The organism is Succinivibrio dextrinosolvens (assembly GCF_900116345.1).
Taxonomy (GTDB): domain Bacteria; phylum Pseudomonadota; class Gammaproteobacteria; order Enterobacterales; family Succinivibrionaceae; genus Succinivibrio; species Succinivibrio dextrinosolvens_B.
Genome location: NZ_FPAH01000047.1, coordinates 1 through 17,980, shown reverse-complemented (window position 1 = coordinate 17,980; position 17,980 = coordinate 1). Strand labels below are relative to the sequence as shown.

Here is a 17,980-nt window from a genome sequence, read left to right as displayed (position 1 = left end):
AAAGTGGTCTTACCGTGGTCAACGTGACCAATGGTGCCTACGTTTACGTGTACTTTGCCACGGACAAACTTCTCTTTTGCCATTTTTTATTTCCTTTGTTTTAAAGAGGTGCAGCTTTCACTGCACCAGTTAAAATATAAAAATTGTTAATTATTCTTTAGACTGACGCTCTGAAATAACAGCTTCAGCGATGTTCTTTGGTGCCTCTGCATAGTAACCGAACTCCATTACGTATGAAGCACGACCCTGAGTCAGAGAACGAAGGTCAGTTGCGTAGCCAAACATCTCTCCAAGAGGTACGTTTGCCTTAACAATCTTACCCATAGGACCATCTTCCATGCCTTCAACGATAGCACGACGACGGTTCAGGTCACCAATAACGTCACCCATGTAGTCTTCAGGAGTATCAACTTCAACCTTCATTAAAGGCTCTAGAAGAACTGGATTTGCCTTCTTGAAGCCCTCTTTGAATGCCATAGAAGCAGCAATCTTGAAAGCCATTTCTGAAGAGTCAACTTCGTGGTAAGAACCATCGAATACAGTGATCTTAACGTCAACAACTGGGAAACCAGCTAGAACACCGTTAGCGATCTGTTCCTGACAGCCCTTATCAATTGCAGGAATGTATTCCTTAGGAATAACACCACCAACAATCTCATTAACGAATTCGTAACCCTTGCCCTGCTCAAGAGGTTCCATACGTAACCAGCAGTCACCGTACTGACCACGACCACCAGACTGACGAGCAAACTTACCTTGCTGTTCAACCTTGCTCTTAATGGTCTCACGGTATGCAACCTGTGGCTTACCCTGATTACACTCAACCTTGAACTCACGGCGTAGACGGTCAACAATAATGTCTAAGTGAAGCTCACCCATACCTGAAATAATGGTCTGGCCTGACTCTTCGTCTGTACGAACGCGGAATGAAGGATCTTCTTTTGCTAGACGCTGTAAAGCAAGAGCCATCTTCTCCTGGTCATCCTTGGTCTTTGGCTCAACTGCTACAGAGATAACTGGCTCTGCGAAGTCGATTGACTCAAGAATAATTGGGTGCTCTGGGTCACATAAGGTATCACCAGTAACGGTTTCCTTCAGACCGATAGCAGCAACGATGTCACCTGCATAAACCTCGCTAACCTCGTTACGAGCATTAGCGTGCATCTGAACTAGACGGCCGAAACGCTCACGCTTCTGCTTATCTGAGTTCATTACAGTGTCACCAGACTTAATAAAGCCTGAGTAGCAACGTAAGAATGTTAAGTTACCTACGAATGGGTCGTTTGCTAACTTAAATGCTAAAGCAGCAAATGGCTCTTTGTCGTCAGCCTTACGAGTATCAGCTTCACCGGTTAGGGTCTTACCCTCAACAGCAGGAACATCAGCTGGAGATGGTAGATACTCAACAACAGCGTCAAGCATAGCCTGAACACCCTTGTTCTTAAATGCTGAACCGCAGCACATAGGAATAATTTCGTTGCGAAGAGTACGCTCACGTAGAGCATTCTTGATCTCTTCCTCGGTCAGCTCTTCACCGCCAAAGAATTTATCCATCAGCTCGTCGTTAGCTTCTGCAGCAGCTTCAACAAGCTTTGCACGCCACTCTTCAACTTCTTCAACCATATCTGCTGGAATGTCAACGTACTCAAACTTCATACCCTGAGATGCCTCATCCCAGTCGATAGCCTTACGCTTGATTAGGTCAACTACACCAACAAAGCTGTCCTCTTTACCGATAGGTAACATTAGAGGAACAGGGTTACCCTTTAGACGGGTCTTAATCTGTTCTACAACACGTAGGAAGTTAGCACCGGTACGGTCCATCTTATTAACGAAAGCAATACGAGGAACCTTGTACTTCTGAGCCTGTCTCCAAACGGTTTCAGACTGAGGCTGAACACCACCCACAGCACAGTAAACCATAACTGCACCGTCTAGAACACGCATTGAACGCTCTACTTCAGCAGTAAAGTCTACGTGGCCTGGGGTATCAATAATATTGAAACGGTATGGAGCCTTCCACTGATTGCTCATACCATGCCAGTAACAGGTGGTAGCAGCTGAAGTAATGGTAATACCACGCTCCTGCTCCTGAACCATCCAGTCCATGGTAGCTGCGCCATCATGAACCTCACCTAGCTTGTGGCTCTTTCCAGTGTAGAAAAGAATACGCTCGGTAGTAGTGGTCTTACCAGCATCGATGTGAGCTGAAATACCGATGTTACGGTACATTTTAATAGGGGTTTCGCGAGACATTTTATTCTAACTCCTGTACTACCAACGGAAGTGGCTGAATGCTTTGTTAGCTTCTGCCATACGATGTACGTCTTCGCGCTTCTTAACAGCGGTTCCCTTGTTCTCTACTGCGTCAGCCATTTCTGCAGCTAAACGAGCAGCCATGCTCTTCTCGTGACGAGAACGAGCTGCGTCAACTAACCAGCGCATTGCTAATGCGTTGCCGCGAGCTGGACGAACTTCTACTGGAACCTGGTAATTTGCACCACCAACACGACGAGACTTAACTTCTACGTCTGGGCGGATGTGCTCAAGTGCCTCCTCAAACAGGGCGAGGTGGTCCTTGCCGCTCTTCTCAGAAACGGTGTCTAATGCACCATAAACGATAGCTTCAGCGATTGACTTCTTGCCATCTAGCATTACGACATTGATAAACTTTGCTAATAACTCAGAGTTGAATTTTGGATCTGGCAAAATCTTACGCTGAGCAACTTCACGACGTCTAGGCATTTATAAATCCTCGTAATTTCAGGGTTTTCCAAAACCTAAAATTATTAACTAAAAATATAACTGTTTGGCCTTACTCTTCGGGGATGTATTAAGCCTTAGGCTTCTTAACACCGTACTTAGAGCGAGACTGCTTACGATCTTTAACACCAGCGCAGTCTAGTGAACCACGAATGGTGTGGTAACGAACACCTGGAAGGTCCTTAACACGACCGCCACGAATCATTACAACTGAGTGCTCCTGAAGGTTGTGACCCTCACCACCAATGTATGAAGTAACTTCAAAACCATTAGTTAAACGAACACGACATACTTTACGCATTGCTGAGTTAGGCTTTTTAGGCTTAGTTGCGTATACACGGGTGCAAACGCCACGCTTCTGAGGACAAGCTTCCAGAGCTGGAACCTTGTTCTTTGAAACTACTTTAACGCGTGGTTTGCGAACCAACTGATTAATAGTAGACATTAAACAAAATCTCCTGTTAGTCCGAAATGGACAGATCTTACTATATTCCCTACAAATTTAGGGATTATGAATTTTAATACAAGATGAAATCAAAGATCAAATTTTTTTTGACTGACTCAATGAATATGAGTTGAAGAGGAATAATATAATTAATGTTTAATATCAATATGTTAGTTTAATATTAATTGATTAATTGATTTTACTTTTATATTTAACTAATTGATATTAAAAGTTATTTATTTTATTAATAATAGAAAAAAACTTTTTCGTTTTTGCTTGTTACACTGTCACAAAGACCATTTATAAGCGATTTTTTATCCCTAAAAGAATAAATTCCACAGTCATTCAGAATATTGTTTTCATTAATCACTGCATCAAGATCAACATAATACATAAAAACAACATTATCGTTTTTCTGGATAACCGACTTATTGTCTCTAAAAGAATGTTCAGAAAAAAATAAATGTGTACACTTCATTAGAATACTACCACTTTATCTGCCTTTAACTGAATCTCTTTACGAGTTGTACATTGAACATTATCAAGACATAACTTTATGTCTGAATAAACATTTACATCAAAAAGGAACAGTTGTTTTAGTCTCTTTACATGGTCTTCATCAGTACTTTCTTTATTAATGGAGAGGGAAAACTCTGACTCTAAAAAAACAGCAACAGAATCTGACTCTGATTCAGCAATGTTCAGAGCGGCTTCAATTCCCTGAATGTATATACTGCTCTTCAATGGGGATGAAGAAATAACGATTAGAATCAAACTAAAACTCCAGAAGTTTGTCTGCAGAACAAATCATCATTGATAATTCCATATTGCCAGACAAAGTAAAGCCTTCGCAGATACTTGACTTATCAAGCCCCTGTTCCATAAAAGCTCTGCCACATACAAAAAGAGGAATTCCTCTCTCCTTGGTAAGATTAAGATAGCTTTCCTGAAGATTACTCAGGGAACTGATCTGACAAATTTCTTTAGAGGTTAACGAAACAGAACTGTCTGTAAAAAAAATGCCCGAAAGCTCAATTTCGCTATCGCAACTGAGCCTTTCAACTGTATTCACAGCAATCTCGTGAACCACCTGCGATGCAGGTGGAGATTTAATAATTACAAGAATTTTCATTAAAATGAAACAATTAAACTTCAGCAATAACCTCTATTTCACATAGAGCATTCTTAGGAAGATCAATTCCTCCTACACATGAACGAGCTGGAGCATTCTCCTTGAAGAATTCAGAATAAACTTCATTAAAAGCTGCAAAATCTGCAATATCCTTTAAGAAGCAGGTAGTTTTTACTACCTTGCTTAAATCAGAACCTGCAGCTTCAACTAAGGCCTTTACATTATTTAATGCCTGTCTTGCCTGCTCTTTAATGTCACCTTCAGCCATTACACCGGTTTCAGGAACTAAAGGAATCTGTCCTGAAGCAAATAATAATCCATTGATAATCTTGCCCTGTACATATGGACCAATTGCAGCAGGTGCCTTTGGTGTTGAAATTATTTTTGCCTGACTCATCTTTTTCTTCTCCTTATCATTTAAATAGCAAAAAAAATGCCCATACTTCATTTTAGCATGGGCACTTTATTTTGTTTACTTTTCTAAAAGGCTAACCATTAGTTACCAAGTGAGGTTGAATCCTCAGCCTTAAGAGCAGCAGCAAGCTGTTTCTGAACATCCTCAGTAGATACTGAAGACTGAGCCTGAGACAGAGCTAACTTAGAACGCTCAAACTCCTCTCTACGCTGCTTGTGATACTTGTAACCAGTACCAGCAGGGATTAGACGACCAACAATTACGTTTTCCTTCAGACCACGTAACTCGTCAACCTTACCCTCTACTGAAGCCTCAGTTAGAACACGAGTAGTTTCCTGGAATGATGCAGCTGAAATGAAGCTGTCAGTGCTTAATGAAGCCTTGGTCAGACCCATCAGGATGTGTCTGTAACGAACTGGCTTCTTGCCCTCAGCCTCAAGACGCTCGTTAACGATACGAACTCTTGAAACCTCTGCGATCTCATCCTTTAAGAACTCAGTACTCTCACCTGGATCAAGAATCTCACACTTACGTAGCATCTGACGAACGATAACCTCAATGTGCTTATCATTAATCTTAACACCCTGTAAGCGGTAAACGTCCTGAACTTCGTTAACGATATAGTTTGCAACTGCGTTAACACCACGTAGTCTTAGAATATCGTGTGGAGACTCTGGACCTTCAGCGATCATTTCGCCCTTGGTTACAGTTTCACCTTCGAATACGTTCAGGTTTCTTGATAGAGGAATCATTTCCTCATAAGCCTCAACTGGATTTCCGATTTCGTCAACAGAACCTACAGCAGGAGTAATCTCCAGACGGCGCTTTGACTTGGTTTCCTTACCGAAGGAAACAGTACCTGAAATCTCAGCAAGAATTGCAGGCTCCTTAGGAGCACGAGCCTCAAACAGGTCTGCAACACGTGGAAGACCACCGGTAATATCCTTGGTACCGCCAGCAACCTGAGGAATACGAGCAATAACGTCACCGATATTGATTTCTGCACCATCCTGTAACTGAACAATTGCCTTAGCCTGCAGCATGTACTGAGCAGCAACGTTAGTTCCTGGGATAAGTACGTCGTCACCATTCTTGTCAACAATCTTAACAGATGGACGCTTTTCCTTACCCTGGGTTGGACGAGCAGCTAACTCTCTAACCTCAATTGAAGAAATACCTAATGCCTCGTCTTCCTTCTTATCAACGGTCACACCTTCAATGATGTCGGTGTACTTAATGAAACCGTGTACTTCAGAAATAATTGGGTGAGTATGTGGATCCCAACGGGCAACAGTATCACCAACCTTAACAGTATCGCCCTCTTTAATCTCAAGAACAGAACCGTAAGGGATCTTGTGGCTTTCCTTTACTGAGCCGAACTCATCGATAACGAACAGCTCTGACTGACGTGAGGTAACAACCTGCTTGCCATCAGTGTTGGTTACAACCTTTGAGTTCTCAATTCTGATAACACCACTGTTTCTTACAGTTGCACCTGATTCAGCAACAGCACGAGATGCAGCACCACCGATGTGGAAGGTACGCATGGTCAGCTGAGTACCAGGCTCACCGATTGACTGAGCAGCGATAACACCAACTGCCTCACCAGGGTTTACCATATGACCACGAGCTAAATCACGGCCGTAGCACTTAGCACAGATACCAAACTTGGTCTTACATGTGATAGGTGAACGAACCTTAACACGGTCAATGCTGTTAGCCTCTAATACTGAGCATAACTTCTCATCAAGTAGCTGTCCCTTAGGAATTAGAACAGTCTTGGTGCCTGGTTTTAGAACATCTGCAGCCAGAGTTCTGCCTAATACACGGTCACGTAGAGTTTCGATAACATCACCGCCGTTAACGTGTGGTGTAATCTCTAAACCATCATCAGTACCACAGTCTTCCTCAGTAATAACCATATCCTGAGCAACGTCAACAAGACGACGGGTCAGGTAACCTGAGTTTGCGGTCTTAAGAGCGGTATCTGCCAGACCCTTACGAGCACCGTGGGTTGAAATAAAGTACTGCTGTACGTTCAGACCTTCACGGAAATTTGCTGTAATAGGTGTTTCAATAATAGAACCATCAGGCTTTGCCATCAGACCACGCATACCAGCTAGCTGACGAATCTGAGCTGGTGAACCACGAGCACCAGAGTCAGCCATCATGTAGATGCTGTTGAATGAAGATTCAACCTCTTCCTCACCCAGAATATTCTTAGCAGTCTGAGTTGAAAGGTTCTGCATCATAGCCTTAGCAACCTTTTCACCAGCGGTTGACCAAACGTCAATAACCTTGTTGTATCTCTCACCAGGAGTAATCTGACCATTCTCGTACTGACTCTGAATTGTCATTACTTCCTTCTGAGCTGAAGAAATAAGTGTGTATTTCTCCTTAGGAATCAACATATCATCAACACAAACTGATGAACCTGAAATAGCAGCATTTGCGAAACCGGTATACATGATATGGTCAGCAAACATAACTGTGTCTTTCAGACCTAACTTGTGATAGCAGTTATTTAATAGAGCACCGATCTTCTTCTTTCCTAGAGGAACATTGGATACGTGAGTAAACCAGTTCTTCTGAGACAGAATCTCGTGAATATTTTCCTGTGTTACACCTTCTGCAGGAGGATCGATCAGATCGAATGAAAGTCCCTTTGGAAGGATTAGAGACAGCATTGCACGACCAACGGTGGTTAGACGTAACTCATTGTGCTCAATGAACTCACCGGTATCGGTATCCTTCTCGAAATAATGGATACGACATGCGATACGTGCATGGAAGTCAGCTAAATCAGCCTTGTACAGACGCTCAGCTTCCTTAGCATCTGACAGAATTAAACCTTCACCGCGTGCACCGATTCTCATACGGGTCATGTAGTACAGACCTAAAACCACGTCCTGTGCAGGAACAATGATAGGATCACCAGATGCTGGTGATAGAACATTGTTGGTTGACATCATCAGTGCTCTAGCTTCTAACTGAGCCTCTAATGTTAAAGGAACGTGAACAGCCATCTGGTCACCGTCGAAGTCAGCGTTGAATGCTGGACATACTAGAGGGTGCAGACGAATTGCCTTTCCTTCAATCAGAACAGGTTCGAAAGCCTGAATACCTAGTCTGTGCAGAGTAGGCGCACGGTTTAGCATAATAGGATGCTCACGAATTACCTCGTCAAGTACATCCCATACGATTGGATCCTCACGCTCAACCATCTTCTTAGCAGCTTTGATAGTTGTAGCAAAACCACGGATCTCTAAACGACCGTAGATGAATGGCTTGAATAGCTCAATAGCCATCTTCTTAGGCAGACCACACTGATGTAAACGTAGGAATGGTCCACAGGTAATTACAGAACGACCTGAGTAATCAACACGCTTACCTAACAGGTTCTGACGGAAACGACCCTGCTTACCCTTAATCATGTCAGCAAGAGATTTTAATGCTCTCTTGTTTGATCCGGTAATAGCACGTCCACGACGGCCGTTATCCATTAAGGCATCAACAGATTCCTGAAGCATACGTTTTTCGTTACGTACAATAATTTCAGGAGCAGCAAGATCTAACAATCTCTTCAGACGGTTATTTCTGTTAATTACACGACGATATAAATCGTTTAAGTCAGAAGTAGCAAATCTACCACCATCCAATGGAACTAATGGACGTAAATCAGGTGGCAGAACAGGCAGAACAGTCAGAATCATCCATTCTGGCTTGTTACCTGAGCTGATAAATGACTCAATCAGCTTTAGTCTCTTTGCAGACTTCTTGCGGTTTGACTCAGAAGAGGTGCTCTCTAGAGTTTCTCTTACAGTCTTTAATTCTTCCTCAAGATTAATCTGACGAAGTAAATCTAAAATAGCCTCTGCACCCATCTTGGCGGTGAAATCATCACCATACTGACCTAAAGCATCAACATACTGCTCTTCAGTTAGCAGCTGACGCTCTGCTAGATCAGTCATACCAGGATCGGTAACAACATAGCTCTCAAAATAAAGCACGCTTTCAATATCACGTAACTTCATATCAAGCATTAAGCCGATACGTGAAGGTAGTGACTTTAAGTACCAGATATGTGCTACAGGTGAAGCTAATTCAATGTGGCCCATACGCTCACGACGTACTTTAGCCTGAGTAACTTCAACACCACACTTATCACAGATAGTACCACGGTGCTTTAAACGCTTATACTTACCACATAAGCATTCGTAATCTTTAATTGGTCCGAAAATCTTTGCACAGAACAGACCATCACGTTCTGGTTTGAAAGTACGATAGTTAATGGTCTCTGGTTTCTTAACTTCGCCATATGACCATGCACGAATCATCTCAGGTGAAGCAAGACCAATCTTGATTGCATCAAAATCCTCAAGCTTCTGCTTGAAAGCATTGCTGCGATTAGCAAGTTTACCTAAGCTCTCGCTTACACCAAGATCCATAACAGATTCTTCTGGAGAAGGCTGAGTCTGACTTGCTAAACCTTCTAAAAGATCATCGTTCTGATCGTTTTCCAAATTGCTCACAACAGTTTCTCCTATTGTCGTAGCCAAATAGGGGTTAAAAACCCCTAACTAGAAACTTATTCCTTGCGGACAAGATCGATATTGATACCAAGTGAACGAATTTCACGTAATAGAACATTGAATGACTCTGGAATACCAGCTTCCATAGTGTACTTACCGTCAACAATATTCTTATACATCTTGGTTCTACCGTTAACATCATCAGACTTAACAGTAAGCATTTCACGTAGAGTGTAAGCAGCACCGTATGCTTCAAGGGCCCAAACTTCCATCTCACCGAAACGCTGACCACCGAACTGAGCTTTACCGCCCAGAGGCTGCTGAGTAACAAGACTGTAAGAACCAGTAGAACGAGCATGCATCTTGTCGTCAACCAAGTGGTTCAACTTCAGCATGTACATGTAACCTACAGTTACCTTTCGTTCAAATGGACGACCTGTTCTGCCATCAAATAAAGTCATCTGACCAGACTCAGGTAAATCAGCCATCTTTAACATCTGCTTGATGTTCTCTTCCTGAGCACCATCAAATACAGGTGTTGCAACTGGTAGACCATCACGTAAGTTGTTAGCAAGAGTCATAACTTCATCGTCAGACATGCTTGAAATATCAACTTCCTGTGAAGTATCACCTAAATCGTAGATTTCCTGCAGGGTCTTACGGATTTCTGCAATAGCTCTCTGCTGAACAAGCATCTTGTTAATCTTTTCACCGATGCCCTTTGCAGCAAGGCCTAAATGAACCTCAAGAACCTGACCGATATTCATACGAGAAGGCACACCCAGAGGATTTAGAACCATATCTACAGGACGACCGGTCTCATCGTAAGGCATATCCTCGATAGGGTTAATCTTTGAGATAACACCCTTGTTACCGTGACGACCAGCTAGCTTATCACCTGGCTGGATACGACGCTTAACAGCGACATAAACCTTAACGATCTTCAGAACGCCTGGAGTCAGATCATCACCGTCTGTGATCTTCTTCTTTTCTGTTTCAAATTTCTCTTTGTACTGCTTAGCGAACTCATCTAAACGAACAGAGAACTCTTCAAGCTGACGCTGTGCCTTATCATCATTTAAAGTCTGCTTTAACAGATCTTCATCTGCAATTGCATCAACCTGTTCCTGAGTCATGCCGTTCTTAACAAGATGAACACGAACCTGATGTAGCAGACCTTGTGATAAGAAGCTGAATTCCTCATCTAAATCCTTCTTAGCCTGATTTAGGTGCATCTCTTCAATTTCTTTAGCACGCTTATCTTTCTCAACACCCTCACGAGTGAAGATCTGAACATCAACAACAGTACCGGTTTCACCATTAGCTAAACGTAATGATGAGTCCTTAACCTCAGATGCCTTTTCACCGAAGATAGCACGTAACAGCTTCTCTTCAGGAGTTAGCTGGGTTTCACCCTTTGGAGTTACCTTACCAACAAGGATATCGCCACCAACAACTTCAGCACCGACGTAAACAATACCGGCCTCATCTAGCTTAGATAAAGCAGATTCACCGACATTTGGAATATCTGCGGTAATTTCCTCAGGTCCTAACTTAGTATCACGAGCGATACAGGTCATTTCCTCGATATGAATTGTTGTTAAGCGGTCCTTAGCAGCAACTCTCTCAGAAACAAGAATAGAATCCTCGTAGTTATAACCGTTCCAAGGCATGAAGGCGATTCTCATGTTCTGACCTAATGCCAGCTCGCCCATGTCAGTAGAAGAACCATCAGCAATTACGTCACCAGCCTTAACCTTTTCATTTAGCATTACGCAAGGACGCTGGTTAATACATGTATTCTGATTTGAACGTGTATACTTGATCAGGTTATAAATATCAATACCTGCATCATGATCACCCTCGATCTCATCGATATTTACACGAACAACAATACGGCCGCCATCAACATGCTGAACAATACCACCACGTTTTGCAATGATAGATACGCCAGAGTCAACAGCAACTGCACGCTCCATACCTGTACCTACGAAAGGTTTCTCGGAACGAACAGTAGGAACTGCCTGACGCTGCATGTTTGCACCCATCAGTGCACGGTTAGCGTCATCGTGCTCAAGGAATGGAATCAGAGCAGCTGCAACAGAAATAATCTGCTGTGGTGAAACGTCCATGAACTGAACATCTTCAGCACGACGAACTTCTGACTCGCCCTTGTAACGGCACTGTACATAATCAGAAATAATCTTACCATTTTCATCAAGGTCGGTGTTTGCCTGAGCAATAACGTACTGGCCTTCTTCAATAGCAGATAAGTACTGGAATTCTTCAGTAACTACACCATTCTTAACATAACGATATGGAGTCTCTAAGAAACCATAGTCGTTGCAACGTGCAAATACTGATAATGAGTTAATCAGACCGATGTTTGGACCTTCAGGAGTCTCAATAGGACATAAACGACCATAGTGAGTTGGATGAACGTCTCGAACCTCGAAACCAGCTCTTTCACGAGTCAGACCACCAGGACCTAAAGCAGAAATACGACGCTTGTGTGTAACTTCTGACAGTGGATTATTCTGATCCATGAACTGTGATAACTGGCTTGAACCATAGAACTCTTTAATTGCTGCTGAAATTGGCTTTGCATTAATCAGTTCCTGAGGAGTAGTGTTATCAAGATCACCTAATGATAATCTTTCTTTAACAGCACGCTCTACACGAACTAAACCAATACGGAACTGGTTTTCTGCCATTTCACCAACAGAACGAATACGACGGTTACCTAAGTGATCGATATCGTCGATTGTCTCTTTACCGTTACGGATTCTTACTAAGTAACGGATTACCTTAATAATATCGCTATTATTTAGAGTTCCACGTAAAGCTTCATTCTCAATGTGGGTAGTATCAAGATTAATCTCTTTACCCTTAGCATCGGTAGCCTTACCTTCTAACTCAGTAACATTAGAAGCTAGCTTTAATACAGATAGAGGAAGAATAATTGCTCTATCGTAAGTGAAAGCCTCGCCATCCTTTGGCTGAATCTTAACTTTGTGTAACAGACGCTCTGAAGCAGGTAACATCTGATCCTTCTTTGCGTGGATCAGAATATTATCTAAGAAGCCTAAAAGCTTATCAGCAACTCTCTGAGGAGTTGTATTAGGCATACACTCAACTTCTGCTGGATCTAATAAAGGCTTAATTGCATCAACAATCTGAGGATACTGTGCATATACAAAGCCATCAACAACAGAAACAGGAGCATCTGCAGTATTTATTACGGACTCGGAATTAGATAATAAACGCTCTAAACCAGCCTTGAAGTTCTTCTCTTCAACGAAACGGCTGTCGAACTTCATACGACCAACTGATGATAAGTCGTATCTGTCCTCAGCAAAGAATAAGTTCTTGAATAAGGTGTCAGCAGCTTCAACAGTTGGAATTTCACCTGGACGCATCATCTTGTAGATTTCGAATAATGCTGCGTTCTTATCTGCTTCCTCAGAACTTAGATCACGAGTTGTATCGTTACGTAAAGTATCAGCAATAAATGAACCTTCATCAACAGCTGAGGTGTAAAGAATCTCGATCTTCTTTAAGCCGTTTTCTGAGATTGCCTTAAGATTGTCCTCATTTAATAAGGTATTAGCTGCAAGAACAACATCACCATCCTTGTTCTTATAGTCTTTAGCAACAATCTTATCTAATAGATACTCTGGTGGAACCTCTAAAGAGGTGACTTCCAGCTTCTTCAACTGACGAACGTGGCGGGCAGTAATCTTCATGCCCTTTTCTACAATTATCTCTTTGCCAACTTTAATGTCGAATGAAGCGGTCTCACCACGTAGGCTCTCAGGAACAAGTTCCATGTTGATCTTGTTGTTCTTGAAATCAATCTCAACAGTATCAAAGAATAAGCCTAAAATCTGCTCAGTGTTGTAGCCTAAAGCACGTAACAGAACAGTTGCAGGTAACTTACGACGACGGTCAATACGAACGTACAGATTATCGCGGTGATCAAACTCAAAATCTAGCCAAGAACCACGGTAAGGAATAACACGTGCACTGAATAAAATACGGCCAGGGTAGGTCTTACCTCTGTCGTTATCAAAGAAAACGCTTGGAGAACGGTGTAACTGTGAAACAACAACACGCTCAGTACCATTTACAATGAAGGTACCGTTGTCGGTCATCAGTGGGATTTCACCCATATAAACATCTTGGTCAATACGCTCTTTTACTGTCTTAGGAGAATCTTTCTCGTAACGAACTAAGCTTAATTTAACCTTCAAAGGAGCAGAATATGTTGTACCACGAATCATGCATTCGCGCACATTGAACTTTGGCTCACCAAGATGAAAACTGTTATAACATAATTCAGCGTTGCCAGAGTAACTCTTAATTGGGAATACACTCTTAAATGCAGCAACCAAACCATTCTCGTTGTTTGGATCTGAACTAATAAATTGTTTAAATGAATCGAGTTGTACTGCTAATAAGTAAGGTGTATCTAAAACTTTTACACGCTTACCAAAATCCTTACGGATGCGCTTTTGCTCAGTGTAGGAGTAGACCATGGATAGGTGATCCTCTATTTGATCTGTTTCCGGACAAGTACAATAAATTGCACCTAGTGTTTACAGGCATCGAACCCGATCCCCTTTTTATAGGGGATCGGGTTACGTTTTTAACAGTTTAAAATACTGTTATTGGTCCGATGCGAACCAAATTTTTGGCTAGTAATTAAACTAAAGCAGCCTCAGCACCAGCGTCAACTAGAGCCTTAACTAAAGCCTCAGCGTCAGCCTTAGGCATTGCTTCCTTAACCTTAGCTGGAGCTGACTCAACTAGATCCTTAGCCTCTTTTAGACCTAGACCAGTTGCAGTACGAACTGCCTTAATAACAGCGATCTTGTTAGCGCCTGCTGACTTCAACTCAACGTCGAACTCAGTCTTCTCTTCAGCAGCACCAGCTGCACCAGCAGCAGGAGCAGCTGCAACTGCAGCAGCAGCTGAAACGCCAAACTTCTCTTCCATTGCCTTAACTAGCTCTACAACTTCAGTAACTGATAGAGCAGCAATTGCCTCAATGATTTCATCCTTAGATAAAGCCATTTTTAAACTTCCTATAAAATAACCAGGCTATGCCTGAAAAAAAACAATTGACTATAAAAATTATATAGCCTAGCTGAATACGCTACTACTGAGCGCCAGCCTCTGAACCAAGTTTCTCGCCTAATGCAGCAAGAGTACGTACAAGCTTGCCAGCTGCAGCTTCCTTCATGGTTGCCATTAACTGAGCGATAGCCTCGTCGTAAGTTGGTAATGTTGCAAGAACATCAATGTCTTCGCTGCCATATGCCTTACCTTCAAAAGCTAAAGCCTTAACCTTGAAAGTATTGCAGGTCTTTGCGAAATTCTTGAAGATTCTAGCAGCAGCACCTGGATGCTCAAGAGATAAACCAATGATGGTTGGACCCTTGCATGAATCCTTGATGCACTCGAACTCAGTACCCTCTAAAGCGCGGGTTAAAAGAGTGTTACGTACAACATGTAGATAAACATTGTTAGCACGAGCCTCTTTACGTAACTGAGTTAAACTTGCTACTGGAATACCGCATGAATCTGCAGTAACAGCGGACACAGCTTTCTTGGCTACTTCGGCGACTTCAGCAACAATTGCCTTTTTGTCTTCGATATTCAATGCCATTTTTAGCAGTGACTCCTGGAATGTCCAAAATCGGACTATACCCTTTCGGGACCACCGAAAATAAACTAAAAGTTTACTTTCGCCTACGCTAGATTATTAAGGTACTACCCCTAGCGGTCTTTGGTATGGCGGCAAAGCCTCCTATCCAAAATCTTTTTATAAGCACATGTACCTTTGTGCTAGCACTTTTGGCTAATTAAGCCTCAACTGCCTTGCTACCTAAAGTTGCCTTATCGATAGTTAGACCAACACCCATAGTGGTTGAAACGCTAACTTTCTTAATGAAGGTACCCTTAGCTGCAGCTGGCTTCATCTTCTCGATTGAAGCAACAAGTGCATTTAAGTTATCTGCAAGCTGTTCAGCAGTGAAGTTAACTTTACCGATTGAAGTCTGGATGTTACCAGCCTTGTCATTACGGAAGCGAACCTGACCTGCTTTTGCATTCTTAACAGCGGTAGCTACGTCACGGGTTACAGTACCAACCTTTGGGTTTGGCATTAAACCGCGTGGACCTAGGATCTGACCTAGAGCACCAACTACACGCATTGCATCAGGTGAAGCAATAACAACGTCGAAGTCAGAGAAACCTTTCTTAACTTCTGCAGCTAGCTCGTCCATACCAACATGGTCTGCACCAGCAGCCTTTGCCTGCTCTGCTAACTCACCCTGAGTAAATACTAATACACGAACGGTTTTACCGGTACCGTGTGGAAGAACGGTTGAACCACGAACGTTCTGGTCTGACTTAGTTGCGTCAATACCTAACTGAATTGCTACGTCTACGCTCTCAACGAACTTAGCCTTAGCGGTATTCTTTAATAGTTCGAAACCTTCTTTGATGTCGTACTGCTTGGTCTTATCAACAGCTGCGCGGATTTCTTTTAAACGCTTTGCAATCTTAGCCATTTATTAACCCTCCACCTGGATGCCCATTGAACGAGCAGTTCCAGCGATAGTACGAGCAGATGCTTCTAAATCAGCACCAGTCATATCAGCTTCTTTCTGCTTAGCAATCTCTAGGCACTGAGCCATGGTGATCTTACCAGCAACCTCGGTACCAGGCTTGTGTGAGCCTGACTTTAGACCTAAGGTCTTCTTGATTAAGTAAGAAGCAGGGGTTGTCTTTGAAACGAAGGTAAATGACTTATCCTGATATACGGTGATGATAACTGGAACTGGTAAACCCTTTTCCATGTTTGAAGTCTTAGCATTGAATGCCTTACAGAACTCCATAATATTAACACCGTGCTGACCTAATGCAGGGCCAACTGGAGGAGCTGGATTAGCGTTACCAGCACCAACTTGTAATTTAATGTAGGCAGTTACTTTCTTTGCCATTTTGAGGTTTTCCTCTAAGTTGAAATGGGTGATATCGCGTAACTAAATACGCTTCCCTTGGTCATAAGACCTGATATTAATGTGCAAAGTGCACAAAAATAACTTTGAGATTATACACAAATGCATGATACGGATCAATTAAATTAATCAAAAAGTAACAAAAAAATTTGATTTTTATGCCGATTTGATCTAACTGCATGTTTAATAAAGTGAAAATTCTATTAACAGAAAAGAATTAATCAGATTACGGAAAATTGAGGAAAAAGAACTTAATTAGGAAGGGAAATTTAAAAAGCTCAACTGAGAAGTTGAGCTTTCAAATAAATTAGATGTCTTTTTCAACCTGAGTAAAATCAAGTTCAACAGGGGTTGCACGACCGAAGATAGCAATTGATACAGTCAGACGATTCTTTTCATAATCAACCTTTTCAACTGTACCAACGAAGTCCTTAAATGCACCTTCGATAGCGCGAACATGCTCACCAACTTCAAACATAGTCTTAGGACGTGGTGAATCCTCGGTTTCCTTAAGTCTATCTAGAATCTTATTAGCTTCTGCTTCAGTAATTGGCAATGGTTTCTCAGAAGTACCACCGATAAATCCAAGTACACGGTCTGTGTGCTTAACAAGCTGCCAAGACTCTGAAGTCATACGCATGTTCACTAAAACATAACCAGGGAAAAACTTGCGCTCTGACTCACGCTTCTTGCCATCCTTGATCTCTTTAACTTTCTCTTTAGGAACTAAGATCTCACCAAAGTAATCTTCCATGTGGTGAATCTTGATTCTCTCCTGAAGAGTAAGAGCTACACGCTGTTCAAAACCTGAGAAAGCCTGAATAACATACCAACGGAATTTGTCTCCACCGAAATATTTGTTCTTCTTCTCTTCCTGTGGTTTTGAATCTAACTGAGCTTCATCAAGACTGGTTGCTTCAGGTGAAACAGGAGCTTCTGGAGCTTCAATCTTTTCTACATCTGCCATTTTAAAGTCCTTTGAAGTCAATTAAAGTGTAAATACACGAACTATCTGTAAAAATACGATATCGCACAGATACAGGAATAAGCTTACAACAGAAACAGCTACGAAAACGATGAAAGTAGTCTGAACTGCTTCCTGACGAGTAGGCCAGATAACCTTTTTAAGTTCAGTATAAGCCTGACGAGAGAACTGAATTAAAGCACGTCCCTTATTGGTCAGCAGTGATACTGATAAAGCAATAATTAATCCGAAAATTACTGCTAATACACGAAGTAAACGTGAAAGAGTGGTTTCTTCAACCACAACAAAATTGGTGTAGTAATAGTTGCCAAAAATAATTGCGCAAACTAATACAAGAGAAACTGTCCAGAAAACAGCACTTACAGCTGGAGACACAAAAAGCTGAGAACCATCTGCTGCAACTTTCTTTACAGGAGCTTTCTTTGATTCGACAGCAGCTTTGTTGCTATTAATTTCTGACATAAAAATCAAACCTATCTTTTATTTAGTCTTAAGACTTCTATAAGATCATTAAATCCGTAGCAGGCCTTTTTAGCCTGCTACGGACATATTTATTTACTAAATCAAGGTGTTATCTATTATTCGATAATAGAACCAACAACACCAGCACCTACAGTACGGCCGCCCTCACGGATAGCGAATCTCTCGCCTTCAGCCATAGCTACTGGGTGGATTAGGGT

The 17,980-nt window shown here is 42.1% G+C and carries 15 protein-coding genes; all 15 read right to left on the bottom strand.

The window, feature by feature from the left end; all coding sequences use genetic code 11:
* Positions 1–150: 150 nt before the first annotated feature.
* Positions 151–2,256: an elongation factor G gene (gene fusA / locus BM308_RS11350; RefSeq protein ID WP_074945325.1), complete on the bottom strand. Its 2,106-nt coding sequence runs from the start codon at positions 2,254–2,256 to the stop codon at positions 151–153.
* Positions 2,257–2,274: 18 nt separating this feature from the next.
* A complete protein-coding gene (gene rpsG / locus BM308_RS11345) occupies positions 2,275–2,745 on the bottom strand; it encodes a 30S ribosomal protein S7 (protein WP_031492444.1) in 471 nt (156 codons plus the stop codon).
* 88 nt (positions 2,746–2,833) lie between these two features.
* Positions 2,834–3,208, bottom strand: a complete 375-nt coding sequence (gene rpsL, locus BM308_RS11340; RefSeq protein ID WP_021889490.1) for a 30S ribosomal protein S12 — start codon at positions 3,206–3,208, stop codon at positions 2,834–2,836.
* A gap of 477 nt (positions 3,209–3,685) precedes the next feature.
* The gene (locus BM308_RS11330) at positions 3,686–3,982 is read right to left on the bottom strand and encodes a hypothetical protein (RefSeq protein ID WP_074945322.1); all 297 of its coding nucleotides are present in this window, start codon (positions 3,980–3,982) and stop codon (positions 3,686–3,688) included.
* Position 3,983: 1 nt separating this feature from the next.
* Positions 3,984–4,340, bottom strand: coding sequence for a DsrE family protein (locus BM308_RS11325; RefSeq protein ID WP_074945321.1), 357 nt, complete (start codon positions 4,338–4,340; stop codon positions 3,984–3,986).
* Between the two features lie 13 nt (positions 4,341–4,353).
* Complete coding sequence (locus BM308_RS11320; RefSeq protein WP_074945319.1) at positions 4,354–4,737, bottom strand: RidA family protein; 384 nt, start codon at positions 4,735–4,737, stop codon at positions 4,354–4,356.
* A gap of 98 nt (positions 4,738–4,835) precedes the next feature.
* On the bottom strand, positions 4,836–9,203 hold the full coding sequence (gene rpoC, locus BM308_RS11315) for a DNA-directed RNA polymerase subunit beta' (protein WP_074945328.1): 4,368 nt from the start codon (positions 9,201–9,203) through the stop codon (positions 4,836–4,838).
* Between the two features lie 140 nt (positions 9,204–9,343).
* On the bottom strand, positions 9,344–13,825 hold the full coding sequence (rpoB, locus tag BM308_RS11310; RefSeq protein ID WP_074945318.1) for a DNA-directed RNA polymerase subunit beta: 4,482 nt from the start codon (positions 13,823–13,825) through the stop codon (positions 9,344–9,346).
* A 166-nt stretch (positions 13,826–13,991) separates the two neighbouring features.
* Positions 13,992–14,363, bottom strand: a complete 372-nt coding sequence (rplL, locus tag BM308_RS11305) for a 50S ribosomal protein L7/L12 (RefSeq protein ID WP_031492437.1) — start codon at positions 14,361–14,363, stop codon at positions 13,992–13,994.
* A gap of 85 nt (positions 14,364–14,448) precedes the next feature.
* Positions 14,449–14,958 carry a 50S ribosomal protein L10 gene (rplJ, locus tag BM308_RS11300; protein ID WP_074945316.1) on the bottom strand — a complete coding sequence of 170 codons (510 nt, stop codon included), beginning with the start codon at positions 14,956–14,958 and terminating at the stop codon, positions 14,449–14,451.
* Positions 14,959–15,154: 196 nt separating this feature from the next.
* A complete protein-coding gene (gene rplA / locus BM308_RS11295; RefSeq protein ID WP_074945314.1) occupies positions 15,155–15,865 on the bottom strand; it encodes a 50S ribosomal protein L1 in 711 nt (236 codons plus the stop codon).
* 3 nt (positions 15,866–15,868) lie between these two features.
* Positions 15,869–16,297, bottom strand: coding sequence for a 50S ribosomal protein L11 (rplK, locus tag BM308_RS11290; RefSeq protein WP_074945313.1), 429 nt, complete (start codon positions 16,295–16,297; stop codon positions 15,869–15,871).
* A 325-nt stretch (positions 16,298–16,622) separates the two neighbouring features.
* Positions 16,623–17,282, bottom strand: a complete 660-nt coding sequence (nusG, locus tag BM308_RS11285; protein ID WP_074945311.1) for a transcription termination/antitermination protein NusG — start codon at positions 17,280–17,282, stop codon at positions 16,623–16,625.
* Positions 17,283–17,303: 21 nt separating this feature from the next.
* Complete coding sequence (secE, locus tag BM308_RS11280; protein ID WP_083425560.1) at positions 17,304–17,762, bottom strand: preprotein translocase subunit SecE; 459 nt, start codon at positions 17,760–17,762, stop codon at positions 17,304–17,306.
* A 116-nt stretch (positions 17,763–17,878) separates the two neighbouring features.
* The coding region (locus tag BM308_RS11275; RefSeq protein ID WP_074945310.1) for an EF-Tu C-terminal domain-related protein at positions 17,879–17,980 on the bottom strand (102 nt) is incomplete at its 5' end.